This window comes from Vibrio sp. E14 (assembly GCF_020515785.1).
GTDB classification, from domain to species: domain Bacteria; phylum Pseudomonadota; class Gammaproteobacteria; order Enterobacterales; family Vibrionaceae; genus Vibrio; species Vibrio diabolicus.
In genome coordinates this window covers 289,736-303,498 of the sequence record NZ_JAHPJI010000003.1, presented here as the reverse complement: position 1 = coordinate 303,498, position 13,763 = coordinate 289,736, and the positions used below count along the sequence as shown (strand labels likewise).

Annotated in this window: 11 protein-coding genes; 3 read left to right on the top strand and 8 right to left on the bottom strand. The window is 47.0% G+C overall.

The features are described from left to right. The first annotated feature begins 24 nt into the window (after positions 1–24). Positions 25–1,329 (top strand): dicarboxylate/amino acid:cation symporter, encoded by a 1,305-nt coding sequence (locus tag LIX84_RS10800; RefSeq protein WP_005397791.1) that lies wholly within the window; start codon positions 25–27, stop codon positions 1,327–1,329. Between the two features lie 104 nt (positions 1,330–1,433). Here the strand turns inward: LIX84_RS10800 and LIX84_RS10795 are convergent, their stop codons facing one another. The 4 genes from LIX84_RS10795 to LIX84_RS10780 all read right to left on the bottom strand — a co-directional run bounded on the left by LIX84_RS10795 (position 1,434) and on the right by LIX84_RS10780 (position 4,312). Continuing rightward, positions 1,434–1,808: a YkvA family protein gene (locus LIX84_RS10795; RefSeq protein WP_226421286.1), complete on the bottom strand. Its 375-nt coding sequence runs from the start codon at positions 1,806–1,808 to the stop codon at positions 1,434–1,436. A 165-nt stretch (positions 1,809–1,973) separates the two neighbouring features. Beyond that, positions 1,974–3,098: a M20 family metallopeptidase gene (locus tag LIX84_RS10790; protein ID WP_226421285.1), complete on the bottom strand. Its 1,125-nt coding sequence runs from the start codon at positions 3,096–3,098 to the stop codon at positions 1,974–1,976. 9 nt (positions 3,099–3,107) lie between these two features. Continuing rightward, positions 3,108–3,575, bottom strand: coding sequence for a YjiG family protein (locus tag LIX84_RS10785; protein WP_085342508.1), 468 nt, complete (start codon positions 3,573–3,575; stop codon positions 3,108–3,110). Continuing rightward, positions 3,575–4,312 carry a nucleoside recognition domain-containing protein gene (locus tag LIX84_RS10780; RefSeq protein ID WP_005396748.1) on the bottom strand — a complete coding sequence of 246 codons (738 nt, stop codon included), beginning with the start codon at positions 4,310–4,312 and terminating at the stop codon, positions 3,575–3,577. Before LIX84_RS10780 ends, LIX84_RS10785 begins: the two co-directional genes overlap by 1 nt. A gap of 448 nt (positions 4,313–4,760) precedes the next feature. On the opposite strand from LIX84_RS10780, the gene LIX84_RS23520 reads away from it, so the two are divergent. Together LIX84_RS23520 and LIX84_RS10770 are read left to right on the top strand one after the other, a co-directional pair. Beyond that, entirely contained in the window at positions 4,761–5,048 is a 288-nt protein-coding gene (locus LIX84_RS23520; RefSeq protein WP_054866868.1) for a hypothetical protein, read from the top strand. Positions 5,049–5,144: 96 nt separating this feature from the next. Further along, complete coding sequence (locus LIX84_RS10770) at positions 5,145–5,861, top strand: DsbA family protein (RefSeq protein WP_226421283.1); 717 nt, start codon at positions 5,145–5,147, stop codon at positions 5,859–5,861. A 67-nt stretch (positions 5,862–5,928) separates the two neighbouring features. Here the strand turns inward: LIX84_RS10770 and LIX84_RS10765 are convergent, their stop codons facing one another. The 4 genes from LIX84_RS10765 to malQ form a co-directional block, all read right to left on the bottom strand. Further along, positions 5,929–7,989 (bottom strand): alpha-amylase, encoded by a 2,061-nt coding sequence (locus tag LIX84_RS10765; RefSeq protein ID WP_226421282.1) that lies wholly within the window; start codon positions 7,987–7,989, stop codon positions 5,929–5,931. 180 nt (positions 7,990–8,169) lie between these two features. Next, complete coding sequence (gene mtgA / locus LIX84_RS10760) at positions 8,170–8,847, bottom strand: monofunctional biosynthetic peptidoglycan transglycosylase (RefSeq protein WP_226421281.1); 678 nt, start codon at positions 8,845–8,847, stop codon at positions 8,170–8,172. Between the two features lie 151 nt (positions 8,848–8,998). Next, positions 8,999–11,194, bottom strand: coding sequence for a 1,4-alpha-glucan branching protein GlgB (gene glgB, locus LIX84_RS10755; protein ID WP_226421280.1), 2,196 nt, complete (start codon positions 11,192–11,194; stop codon positions 8,999–9,001). Positions 11,195–11,476: 282 nt separating this feature from the next. Beyond that, entirely contained in the window at positions 11,477–13,657 is a 2,181-nt protein-coding gene (malQ, locus tag LIX84_RS10750) for a 4-alpha-glucanotransferase (RefSeq protein WP_005396760.1), read from the bottom strand. Between the last annotated feature and the right edge of the window lie 106 nt (positions 13,658–13,763).

Below are 13,763 nucleotides of genomic sequence, written 5' to 3'. Positions count from 1 at the left end.
TGCATAACTATAAGGAGTGTTCTCATGAATACCAAGAAACCGATGTCGCTAACCAGCCGCGTAATTTTGGGTATGGTAGCGGGTATCTTGACAGGATTTGCAATTCGCACACTTTTTGCCGGCAACGGATTTGTCGACGCATACATTGTTAATGGATTATTTGAAGTTGGTGGACAGATCTTCGTCGCCAGCTTAAAAATGCTCGTAGTCCCTCTAGTGTTTGTTTCACTAGTTTGTGGTACTAGCTCCCTCAAAGACCTTTCTACACTGGGTCGCATGGGTGGTAAAACCCTCGCTTTCTACGTTACGACAACGGCTATCGCGATTACGCTTGCTCTAACTATGGGTACTCTGTTCCAGCCAGGTGCTGGTGCTGACCTAACCGCAGCAAGTTCATTCAAATCAGCAGAAGCACCATCTTTGGGTCAGGTGATCATCGATATGTTCCCAACCAACCCTATCAGTGCGATGGCTGAAGGTAAAACCCTGCAAGTTATTGTGTTTGCGGTGCTATTTGGTATCGCGATCAGCGCAGCAGGCAAACCTGGTGAACGTATTGCAGCGTTCTTCTCTGATCTGAACGAAGTGATCATGAAACTGGTTGCGATTTTGATGAACTTGGCGCCTTATGGTGTGTTCTTCTTAATGGCGAAGCTATTTACAGGCCTTGGTCTGGGCGCGATCGTCAATCTGGCAGAGTACTTCTTAGTACTGGCGGGTACGCTTGTCCTGCACGGCCTAGTCACTTACAGCTTAATGTTAAAAGGTTTCACTGGTCTAAATCCAATTACGTTCCTACGTAAGATGGAAGACGCGATCATGTTTGCTTTCTCGACCGCATCATCAAACGCGACGATTCCAGTGACAATGGAAACGGCTAAGCACCGTATGGGGGTTGAGAACCGCGTATCATCGTTCACAGTACCACTTGGTGCAACCGTGAACATGGACGGTACGGCGATCATGCAAGGTGTCGCAACCGCCTTTATTGCTCAAGCCTTCAATATTGATTTAACTATGGGCGATTACCTCATGGTAATCATGACAGCTACATTGGCATCTATCGGTACTGCGGGTGTCCCTGGTGTTGGCCTTGTAATGCTAGCCATGGTATTGAACCAAGTTGGTCTGCCGCTTGAAGGTATCGCGCTCATCATGGGCGTTGACCGTCTACTTGATATGATTCGTACTGCGGTAAACATTACTGGTGACAGTGCAGTTACCGTCATTGTCGCAAAATCAGAAGGTGCATTGGATGAAGCTCGCTTCAACGACCCAATGGCAGGCGTTGCCGAAGAAGAAGTGCATCTTAAACGCGCTGACGCCTAAATCGTTCTACGATTACCATTCTGAAATTATATAGTCCTGTCTAAAAGAAAGCCCCGATGGAAACGTCGGGGCTTTTGTTTTCTCAGCGTCTAGAAACGCTCTTTCTAATCCGCCATCGAATTCAGTTTTTCTCTGGCTTGTTCTTCGTGTTCTTCAGTAATGGCATTGCCGACTGAGTTAGCGGCTAAGGTAAGCGCTGCCATGTCATCGGTAAAGCCGACGCCTGCGAGAACATCTGGCACCATATCGGTGGGTAATACAAAGTAAGCCAATGCGCCACCTAAAATCGCCTTATGGTGAACAGCGGTGTTGGAATCTGTCATCGCGAGCCATGATTTGATGCCCATAACGGCAATTTCTTCACCCGCTTTCTTAACCGACCCTTTCATTTTGCGCCAGAATGTTTTCTCATCTGGCGCTTGCATCGTTTGATCTTTGGCGTCTTTCGGCGCCGACTTTACAGACATTGTTGTGCTCATCGTTGCCTCCGAAATTTATGACTGTGGCCAACATATTAATAAATCGAACCTGAACGCAAGATTAATAACAAGAAATGATAGTAAAGTGAAACAAAAACACAGATAGAAAAATCCCCAAACCGAAGTCTGGGGATCGTGATGTTGGGAACTAAGTTGTCGAGTTCGCTACTGAGCTATCTTATCCAGTACACGCATCAGCATTTTGATACGTGGTTCGATAGACTCAAGCAACAAGTACTCTTGGTCACTGTGGAAACCTGCACCGATAGGTCCTAGACCATCCAAAGTTGGAACGCCAAGAATTGCCGTATTGTTTGCATCAGAGCCGCCACCCACTTCTTTCCAATTGATGTCGATAGACAACTCATTTGCCGCTTCTTCCACCAATGCCATTAAGTGCTCTGTTTGCTGACTTGGCACCATAGAAGGTTTGTAAGCTTCACGAACCAACTCGATGCTAACGCCATCAACGAATGGTGTTTCCAGCATGCCGTTTAGCTTGCTATCAACCTCATCGTATTCTTCATTACTCCAGAAACGCACATCCACGATCGCTTCAGCGTGCTCAGGGACGATGTTTGCGCCGTTACCGCCAGACACAATACCCACGTTTAATGTGGTGCCAGATTCGAAGTTCGTCATGGCATTGATTGCGAGAATCCAGTTCGCCATCTCGGTAATTGCACTGCGGCCATTTTCTGGCTCGTTGCCAGCGTGGGCCGCCACGCCGTTAAACGTGATTTTGTAACGCGCCATGCCTTTGCGCGCTTTGACTAAACCGCCGTCTGCACGTGCTGCTTCTGCCACCAATACGTTCTTCGCGTTTTTTGCAACAGATTGAATCCACTCGACCGAATCTAACGATCCGGTTTCTTCGTCTGGGTTCATGCAGATACAAATCGACAGTTTATCCAACACCGCTTGGTCGAGGTTACGCATCGCGTACACAATATTCAGCAAGCCAGATTTCATGTCCGAGACACCCGGACCGTACGCTTTTTCAGCGTCTTGAGACATAGGACGTAACTCAGCGGTACCGACAGGGAACACTGTATCCATGTGACCAATCAGCATCACGTCAACTTGCTCAGCCTCAGGCTTGTTTCGAACTTCAAGACCGATACCCGCTCTGCCACAGTCGATGCGTTTTACGCTCCAACCTGACATCGCTTGGTACTTCCCTTCAAATTGAGAAGCGATGGACTCAATGCCATCAGTGGTGTACGTGCCACAATCGACATTAATGAGAGGACGAAGTTCTTCGAGATATTCATTGAGAGAAAACTGCATGATTGCCCCCTAAACAAACAAGTTCATGACTAGCATTGCGCCAAATGCGTTCAATACGGAAATCGCAATCATAATTGGGATATAACGACCTTCAGTACCGATAGGTCCCATAATTCGACCCATGTACTGAACCTGTGAGCCCATTAGGTAAATTGCAGGTGCAAGAATCGCGATGTGCGTTCCATTCAAGATGCCTTGGTCAAACAATGTGATAACCACGCCAACTGCGCCGCCCATCGACATCCAAGCACCAATCAGCACCGCAGCCGCTTCACCTGGCAAACCAAAAACTGCCATTACTGGAGAAAATACCGAGCCCATCAAATCCAACGCGCCAGTAATCTGTAACGCTTTAATGATGACAAACGCCATAAGAACGTTAGGCACGGTTGATGTTGTCGCAATAACCCAGCCTTTTTTAGCGCCTTCAACGAAAATATCCGTCACCATCGGCTTACTTGCTTTTACGTCACTCATTACGCCGTCTCCTCTTTTAAGTTCTCAGATTTGTTTTGATCTTGCTTGTCTTCTTTACCTTCTGTGATGTTTAGGTAGATACGGAATAAGTTCGCGCCCACAATTTTAAATAAGAACATCACCACAACCGCCAAACCAATAGAAGACGTTACGGCAAGCGAACCATCCGCCATCGTCAGCGTAAACAGCACCGCACCTGAGGAAAAAAAGTTAACAATGGTGGCACCAGCGGTGAACTGGAACATAGTGAACACATCGGTTTCGCGTTTGGTAAGATGGCCTTCATCTTTAAGCTGACGAGTCATCGCCGCACCTGCATCGGTACTTTGCAGAGAAGCAATCAGAGCCAAACCAGAGTTGCCCGGAATACCCATAATTGGACGAAGAAGCGGCGTTAACAGTTTGCGTGCCGCTTCTAGTGCGCCATAGTGCTCAAGTACATTGATCATACCCAGTGCGAACATAACGGTAGGAATCAAAGTAAGTGCAAAAATGAAACCGTCACGTGCACCGCTACCACCAGTACCACGAAGCGACGTTGTTGCAACTTGCACACCGTCAGCCGTTTCGGTGACACCATAAGCCACCTTGCCGAAAGAGCCATTCAACGTGGTGAAATCAAATACGCCATACCATTCGTTCGATTGCATGAGACCAGAAAAGAAGACGACCGCAAACGCCAGTGCAACGTAGCACCCCAGCGTAACCTTGCGCTCGGTTTGAACAGGATTTTTCATAACATTACCTACACATGTGGGACAGGACACATATGTTCACTCGAATAAAGTGCTAGAGAGATGATCAAAATCAATCCGCCTGCCGAACATTCTAGCGACTCAGTTATGAAGTTTTGTTTTATGATTTTAATCACATTTGAAAGATAATAAAAATTTGTGCTAACAATTAGGTATATTAATCTATATCGATACCTCTGGACTTCTTCATCAATCAGACCAATGATTCCAACGAATATTGCTTTCTACAACATTCATGACGTACTTCATACTTTGGCATTGAGGCGATATCGATTAACTCGAAAGTAACATTCCATAATGAAATTTAGGTTAGGATTGTCCGGTCATATGCAAACGGCATAAACCAGAATCAACAGGACTAGGCAGCCCATTGTTACGCTCACAACCTAAAATAGCCAAGTGGACACTCGCCCTCGTGTTTTGGGTGGTGATGGTATGTTTAAGCCAAAATTCCGGCTTCTCGAAAAGCTGCCCTAAGGCTCACCAAATACAGAGTCAGCAAGATGAAAGCGTGAATTTATCACCATCTTGCGACCTTTCAGAGAAGCTGGTTCAAGCGTACCAACACCAGTTGGACCATATTCTTATTCCATTTTTTCTGTTTGCTTTGATTGTGGCGCTGCCGATGGCATCCACAGCAATTCATTATCTGGAATACACAGAACCGATACCGGAAAAGTGTCGGGTTCACCTAAAACTTTGTGTGTTTAGAGAATAAACCTAGCAAGGCGAGAGACCTTCTCGCCTGACTTTTTTACGTATTTTATTCACTTCACATAACAAACAACGAAATCTAAAAGTTTTAGGAAATATTATGACATTCACTCGTACACTTTTGACGTTAATGATGGCTATCGTACCTGCCGTATCTTTCGCATCAGAAAAGACCGCAGAACAAAAGCTAGAGGAAGTTACTCAGATACTAAAAGAGAATCCTCAAATTCTTGATTCATTGCACCAAAACCTTCAAGAGTACATTGCGTATCAACAGTCATTTGGAGACACCTTGAAGGAGGTTCGTCACTATCTAAGTGATGGCAAACATTCCTCTTTTGGAGCTGAAAACCCTAAGTTAACCATTATTAACGTAACGGACTACAGTTGCCCTTTTTGTAAACGTTTAGAAGGAGAACTGGTCAAAGTTGGCAAAGAATATCCGCAGATAAAAGTGCTTAACCTCAATGTCTCTTTTAAAGAACAATACGAGAAAAACGGCTACAACTCGGCAAGTTACGCATTAAATGTTTGGCAAAACCAGCGAGATAAGTACGAACAAGTGCATGAGTTACTGGTGAAAAAACCGGGCGCACATGATGCACGTTCGTTAAAACAAATCGCGAAAAAAACGGGGACAGAAGCGCAGCTTGTCGACGACAAAGAGACCAAAGCACTGCTTGATAAGAACTATCAGTATTTCACGCAACTTGGTTTACGCGGCACGCCTGCGTTGATCATTAATGATCAAGTTATTCCTGGCTATGTGCCGTTTGACGAGCTAGAAAAAGTCATCGACCAAGAACTGGCGAACTAAAACAACAAAGCCCTTCCTTGATAACTCAAGGAAGGGCTTTTTATTTATCGACATAAAGAGCGTTTAGTTACTTATCACGTCCTACAAACGCCACGACGACTTTGTCATTGCCAAGCGAACGAGAGAAAACGTACGCACCTTCCTGTTCAATCACTCGATGCTGACCTGCGCCAATGGCAGGGTGTGCTTGACGGAACTGACCAAGGGTTTGCCAATGTTTGAGCAGCGCTTGCTTCTCATCCGATAGTTTCCAAACCATGTCTGAACGTGTGCCTTGGTGGAAATCATCCGCGTAAGGACCAATGTTACGACCTACTTCATCACCATAATAAACCTGAACCGCACCTGGGCTAAGAAGCAATGCGTTCGCCGCGTTACGTTGCATGCCGTAATCTTTAAAACGTGAGAAAAACAACTCCGTATCGTGAGAAGACATGTAACTGACTGGGTTGAAGTCTTTCTCGTTAGCGATAGTTTCCGCATAGCTTTGGTAAGTGTCTGCCATTTGGCTAAAGCACGCCGCGCCTTTGTCTAGCTTCTTCTGCATATCGAAGTTGATCAACGCGTCAAAACCATCATCGAAATAAGGGCTGCGATACGCGGTGTGTCCCCAGACTTCGCCCATCATCCAGAACGGCTGACCTGATTTGCCATTTTCTTTACGCCACTGTTCAAGACTGCTTGATGCCTCTTCTTTCAAGCGTTTCCACACATCACCTTCAACGTGCTTCACCGTATCGACGCGATAGCCATCAATGCCAAAGCGTTTCACCCAATCAGTTTGCCACTCAATTAGATAATCCGAGACGGTGTAATTGTCACGCGCCTTTACGCGAGTACCAGGGTTATCCAATAACCATTGCGCTGGCTTCACGGTTTTGTCTGATTCGGTGATAAAGTCAGGCAAACCCGCCAATGACATGGTGATGTCGCTACTGCCCGGAGCTGGGTAACCTGGCAAGCCGGTTCTTACCCAATCGCCGCCCCACCATTTAGCCCAGTTCGGACTCTGATAATCAATATTCTGGTGATAGCTATGCCAATTTTCACCCGCTTTTGGTTGCCAGTCGCCCCATTTCTTGGGCAGCTCGGCATTAGATTTTAACACCTCAATACCGTCAAATTGCAAATCGGCTAACGTTGAGTAACCAGTGTGGTTGATTACTGCGTCCATCAAGACTTTAAGGCCACGCTTATGCGCCTCTTCCACCAGCGTTTTTAAATCTTCTTCGTTACCGAAGTTCTCATCAATCTTTGTGAAGTCACGCGTCCAGTAACCGTGGTAAGCGTAGAATGGGAATGAGCCGCTATCGCCGCCACCCACAAAACCATGTACTTGCTCAACGATTGGCGACAACCAAATCGCGTCTGTACCTAGGCTCTTAATGTAATCCAGTTTTTCAATCACGCCTTTAAGGTCACCGCCGTGGAAAGTACCGATCTCTTCTTTGCCGTCTTTCTTGCGTCCATAGCTGTTGTCATTGCTCGTATCGGCATTGTTGAAACGGTCAACCATCACGAAGTAAATGTTCGCATTTCGGTAATCAAATGGCACCGCGTCTTTGGTTTTCTTCACTGGCTCTAGTAGCACCAAACCGCCTGAGTCTTTACTTGGCGTCAACGATACTTGCTGATCTTTCACTTCAACCATTTGATCTGAATAAGCATCGCGTAACTTGGTGCCTTCAGGAAAGCTATCCCCCAGAGCGATCGTCACTTCGCCGCCTTGGTAAACCTCACATTGCACTTGTGGAATTGGGCGTTTGAACTCACTCTTGGCGGCTTTCTTAGGTTTGCGCTTAAAGCGCAGTGTTTTCGCTTCCGCATCAAAAGCGAAAGAGTAATCGCCGGTAAAGCGGATTTTTAACGGTAGTTCCGTTGGTTTTCCGCAGTTCAGCGCAAGAGGTTTGTTGAACTTCACTTTCTGACCATCGGGTGCAACGCAGTCACCTTCAACGCCCGTGATTTTTAGCGTGTATCCGTCTTTGGTTAGAGGCACAACCAAAGGCTGTTCTGCACTTAATGGGAAGTCACGGCTGTTGGTCGTGGTAGAAATGGTGATGTTAGGCTCGGCGATGGTACTTGCCGACGCAAGCAGTAAGGTAGTGGTAATCAGGTTCAGTTTCATCGTTCAGTCCATTGGCAGCACATGGTAACCATGCACATTTATTAGTTTTATTCACACTAATTGTGCCTAGATAAGAAACTGAACACATCATTCTAACTGCCTACGCCCCAAAGGTTGTGACGCTTCACATTTTATTGATATAGGGGCGTAGTTCTATTTAAGCGCAATGGATTGAGGGACTTAAAGTTGCACGCTGCCAAGATTGCTCATTTGGTTCATCGCCCATCTTGTGCGGCGAGCAGTGTAATCACTTTGCGGATAGACTTTGATTCGATATGGGTTTGGCAACACCACGGCTAAACGCGCTGCTTGCCACTTCGAGAGTTCCTTTGCACTGACACCAAAATAATTCTGCGCCGCTGCTTCAGCACCGTAAATACCGGGACCAAATTCAACCACATTTAGATACACTTCGAGAATGCGCTCTTTGCTCCACATCAGCTCCATTAGCAAGGCAAAGTAAAGCTCGTAAGCCTTGCGAACGTAGGAGCGAGAAGGAAACAAAAACACATTTTTCGCAGCTTGTTGGGTAATGGTGCTCGCGCCTCTCGACGGACCATTACCATCTGCCTCGGAAATCACGTCGAATAGCGATTCGAAATCGACACCATAATGATGAGGGAATTTTTGGTCTTCGGTCGCAATCACCGCTAACTGCATATTTTTTGAAATACGCGACAAGGATACCCACTCGTGTTGGCTGCTATCTGGATAGTTCTTTGGTGGCACAACAATGCGGCTTAACTTCCATCCCCATATTGGTGGATCGACATATTTCACCACACCAACCAAAACGATTGGGGCAATCAGTAATATCAACACCATTTTAAATAGAAATGACTTAAGCCTTTTCAACATGAGTGGTTCCCCAATGCATTAGCGATTGATGATAAACAAACCAGCGAGCTTGCCTGATTCAATCAGGAACAACAAGTTTTTGAGGTAAAAAACAGGTCAAAAAAAGCCCGATTTACAATGTAAAACGGGCTTAGAATTTGATTATACTGAATTATTTATTCAGCTTGTAGAACACGGTTGAAAGTGGTGGTAAACGAAGCTCAAGTGATTGAGGCAGTGATTCACTTTCGACTTTTTCCGTTTTCACACTAGTCAGCACTTTAAAATCGCTGCCGCCGTATTTGCTGTCGTCCGTGTTCAGCAGTAGTTCGTATTGACCTGCATTTGGAACACCTAAACGGAAACGCTCGTGTGGTACGGGCGTAAAGTTGGTGATGATGAGAATACGCTCACCCTCTTTACTGATACGCTCGTGCGCTAGGATGCTTGCATCTGCCTCGTCTTGTAGACGCCACTCAAAACCAGCAGGAACACAATCTTGATCGTGCATCGCCGCTTCATTGCGGTACAAGTGGTTCAAATCGCGCATCAGCTTTTGAACGCCTTGATGACGTTCGTATTCCAGCAAGAACCATTGCAACTGATCATCGTGGTTCCACTCCGCCGTTTGGCCGATTTCCGCGCCCATGAAGTTCAGCTTTTTGCCCGGTTGACCATACATATAACCGTAGTATGCACGTAGGTTTGCGGTTTGCTGCCATTCATCACCTGGCATCTTGTTATGGATAGAGCCTTTTCCGTACACCACCTCATCGTGAGAGAGAGACAAGACGTAGTTTTCGCTGTGCGCATAAACCAGCGGGAATGTGATGGTATTGTGGTGGTATTTGCGGTGAACAGGATCTTCTTTGATGTATGAAAGACTGTCGTGCATCCACCCCATATTCCACTTGAAGCCAAAACCTAACCCCCCCATAAAGGTTGGCGCAGACACCCCCGGAAACGCCGTTGACTCTTCCGCTATCGTCATCGCATTCGGGAAGTGCTTGTACACTTCTTCGTTCATCCATTTTAAGGTTGCGATTGCGTCGTAGTTTTCGTTGCCACCGTCGACGTTCGGTACCCACTGATCGTGGCTACGTGAATAATCGAGATAGAGCATCGACGCGACTGCGTCCACGCGAATGCCATCAATATGGAATTGTTCAAACCAGTACAGCGCATTCGATACAAGGAAGCGACGCACATGTTCACGGCCTAAATCGTAGATGTATGAGTTCCAATCTTGGTGCCAACCGCGACGCGGATCCGGGTCGTGGAACAGAGGCGTACCATCAAAGTTCGCTAAGCCATGATCATCCGATGGGAAGTGCGCCGGAACCCAATCCAGCACTACACCGATACCAGCTTGGTGACACGCATCCACGAAGAATTTGAAATCATCAGGTGAGCCAAAACGGCTGGTTGGCGCAAACAAGCCAACGGGTTGATAGCCCCATGAACCGTAGAATGGATGCTCAGACACAGGCATCAGCTCAACGTGGGTGTAGCCCATATCCACAAGGTATGGCACCAACTGTTCCGCGAGTTCGCGGTAGTTGAGGAAATCACCTTTCTCGTTGCGCTTCCATGACCCAGCATGCAGCTCATAAAATGATAACGCTTCATCACGCTTTTGCGTCACTGCGCGATTTTGCCATTTGGCATCTTGCCATTGGTAACGCTTGTGATCGTAAGTAATGGACGCGAACGATGGGTACTGCTCAGAGTAAAAACCCCAAGGGTCTTGTTTGTGTGGCAGCCCTTCCCCATTTGGCCCTTTGAGCTCAAATTTGTACTGAACGCCTTCTTCTAAGCCAGGAATGAACAAACCCCAAATGCCATAATCTAAACGTTGCATTGGGTGACGACGACCGTCCCATTGGTTGAAGCAACCCACAAGGCTAACAGCCGATGCATGCGGTGCGTAGACAAGGAAGCGAACACCGGAGATGTTTTCACCGCCACGTTCTAGCGTGACAAAGTGTGCGCCCATATAGTGATACATGTCTTTGGGCGTATGCAGATGCTCGTACTCTTGGTAAATATTGTGGTACTGGTACGGGTCATCAATAATTTGTTCAACACCATTCCAATCGACCGCCAAACGGTAGTGGGTCAGGTGTAAATCGCGTTGTTCTTTTAAGATAAAACCGCTGTCACCATCACGCTCAAGCGCCACACGAGGTTCGCCATTAACAAGCAGTTCAACCTTGTTTGCGCCCGGCATCCACACTCGCAGCGATCCTTCACCATCATCAATGAATGGCCCCAACGCCGAAAGTGGGTCTGAGTAAGCCGCCTCAGCAAGCAGTTCATATGCGCGTTCGTGTTGTTTCTTTATTTTCTTGGTTTTGGTGGTTTTCAAATCTTTCTCCCTAGAGCCAATATCCTTTTCAAGACCAGAAATCTGAATCAAACATCGGTTTCTCCACAGCCAACGTTGTGAACTCACAAAAGACTTCGCTTAAAACATGTATGCATCAAGCGATGTCAAAAACAAAAAATGCCCGCTATTGTCGCGGGCATAATAACGGTACTTCATCCTAACGGATTGTGTTTTCGGAATGAGTGACCTAGACGGAACTTTCGTACCTCTGAGCTAACAAAATTGGTAATCCGCTCATTCATCTACGTCACTCTACGCATCTTATTTGCTCGCCTGTGCGCGAACTTCAGTGAGGCGTTTAGAAATGCGATTCACATCTTCACGGCTGAAGATTTCATCTAGGTTCATCGACAGCTTACGACGCCAGTTTGGATACTCATCCACCGTGCCAGGAATGTTGACCGGTTGATCCATTTCTAGCCAGTCTTCAAGCTGAACGCTAAGCAATGCAGAGTCACCCGCTGCTACGTGCAGTTGCAGCGCTTCGCTTAGGTACGAGTCCATCGGTACGTACTGAGCATCATGACCAATGCCTTCTGGTAAATAACCGTGCCAGCGAACGCTGTCTAAGATGCCTTGCTTGCACTTCAAGCGATCAGCAAATAAGCCTTCCAACTGTTTTTCATCTGGGTACAGGCCAATCTCACGACCCATTTTCAAATCGTCGCAGTGCCAGAAACCACGCAGGGTTGGCATGTCATGCGTACACAGTGCCGCCATCGATTGCTCTGCGTAGTGCTTCGGAGAAATGAACCCACCGTCTTCTTTCGAAGTTTCGAAGAAGAACACTTTGTATGAGTGCACACCTGCATCACGAAGGATATCGACGATTTCATCTGGCACAGTACCTAAGTCTTCACCAATCACAGAGCACTGATGACGGTGCGACTCAAGCGCTAGGATTGCGAGCATATCTTCCACTGGGTAGTACAAGTAAGCGCCTTCTGTCGCTTTCTCGCCTTTTGGAATCCACCAAAGGCGAAGCAGGCCAAGTACGTGGTCGATACGCAGTGCACCACAGTGCTTCATGTTGGCACGTAACAACTTGATGTACGCGTCGTAACCCGTCGCTTCTAAAACTTGAGGGTTAAGCGGTGGCAGACCCCAGTTTTGACCCAGAGGACCAAGTACATCCGGCGGCGCACCGATGCTGGCGTCTAACACTAAGTTACCGTCGTCGGCCCAAGTTTCACTACCTGAGTCGGCAACACCGACAGCAAGGTCGCGGTACAAGCCCACAGCCATGCCTTTTTCTTCTGCCAGTGACTGCGCTTCTTTGATTTGATCGTCTGCGATCCACTGTAGGTACATGTACAAGTGAACGCGGTCTTGGTTGTCTTTGATGTATTTCTGAGTACCGGCTGCGTCGAATGTGCGGTATTTCTCAGGGAATACAGGCCAACCCCACATGTTTGAATCTTCTGCGTGTAAATCAGCATGAAGCGCATCGAATGCAGCTTGGTGTAACAAGCTGTCGCCACCTTTTTCTACAAAGTCCAAGAATGCACGAGCGCGGTCGGTGTTTTTGTCTAAATGGCGAGCTTTAAACTCACTAAACAGCAGCGGAAGAACGCTCATTTTCAGTTGCGAAACTTCTGTGTAGTTCACCCAATGAGAGTCACGTGCTTTTTGTAGACGCTGTTGAAACTCTGCACTGCCAACACGTTGCTGAGCTTCAGCACTCAGTGCGAATTCAGGTACAGAACTTACGTCGATGTACATGATATTCAACCAACGACGAGAAGACGGGCTGTATGGGCTCGCGCCTTCTGGGTTCGCTGGGAACAGTGAGTGAATCGGGTTCAAACCAATGAAGTCACCGCCACGAGAAGCGATATCGCTCACCAACTGTTTTAGGTCACCAAAATCACCGATACCCCAGTTGTGCTGAGTACGCAGTGTGTAAAGCTGGATACTAGGACCCCATAGCTTTTTATGTTGGTTTAGATCGTCTTGTTTGAAACACGCTTTCGGCGTGATGATCAATGACATCTCGTAAGGCGTTTTACGACGCTTACGGCTGACAATCAATTTGTGATAACCCCAAGCCAAGTTCTTTGGCAATGCAAACACTAGAGGGCCACCCTCAGCACGCTCATCACGAACAATTTGGGACTGAAGATAGCCTTCAAGTACCTCTCCTTGTTCTGTTTCTAAACGCCAGCTGAATTCACTCTCACGAGCACTCGTACCTAGGTTTAGTTCCACTTCGACTGGTTCGCCGTCGCGTAAAACAAGAACAGGGGCTAGTACGTCTTTTTTATGTTTCTTTTCAGCAGAAGCCAATAGTTTTTCATCGCTGCTAGTATCGTAGCCAAGCGAAGCGAGCAAGCGGCGTAGCGTCTCCTCAGACACTTTTGCCTCATCTCCCCAAGCACTGACATAGCTATCAGCCAATCTCGCCATTTCCGCGACTTTCTTTAATGCTGTTTGTTCTTTCATCGCTTTCTCCGAAGGTAATACCAACACCTTCCATGTAGGGTTTTATTGTTATCAATAACTTCTTTTGGAAAATGACCAAAGGTAGCGCTTGGCTACCTTGGTCTTA

Bases quoted from the DNA above. Each gene is read 5' to 3' on its own strand.
- LIX84_RS10800 (WP_005397791.1), top strand. From the start codon at position 25: ATGAATACCAAGAAACCGATGTCGCTAACCAGCCGCGTAATTTTGGGT.
- LIX84_RS10795 (WP_226421286.1), bottom strand. From the start codon at position 1,808: ATGAGCACAACAATGTCTGTAAAGTCGGCGCCGAAAGACGCCAAAGAT.
- LIX84_RS10790 (WP_226421285.1), bottom strand. From the start codon at position 3,098: ATGCAGTTTTCTCTCAATGAATATCTCGAAGAACTTCGTCCTCTCATT.
- LIX84_RS10785 (WP_085342508.1), bottom strand. From the start codon at position 3,575: ATGAGTGACGTAAAAGCAAGTAAGCCGATGGTGACGGATATTTTCGTT.
- LIX84_RS10780 (WP_005396748.1), bottom strand. From the start codon at position 4,312: ATGAAAAATCCTGTTCAAACCGAGCGCAAGGTTACGCTGGGGTGCTAC.
- LIX84_RS23520 (WP_054866868.1), top strand. From the start codon at position 4,761: ATGGTATGTTTAAGCCAAAATTCCGGCTTCTCGAAAAGCTGCCCTAAG.
- LIX84_RS10770 (WP_226421283.1), top strand. From the start codon at position 5,145: ATGACATTCACTCGTACACTTTTGACGTTAATGATGGCTATCGTACCT.
- LIX84_RS10765 (WP_226421282.1), bottom strand. From the start codon at position 7,989: ATGAAACTGAACCTGATTACCACTACCTTACTGCTTGCGTCGGCAAGT.
- mtgA (WP_226421281.1), bottom strand. From the start codon at position 8,847: ATGTTGAAAAGGCTTAAGTCATTTCTATTTAAAATGGTGTTGATATTA.
- malQ (WP_005396760.1), bottom strand. From the start codon at position 13,657: ATGAAAGAACAAACAGCATTAAAGAAAGTCGCGGAAATGGCGAGATTG.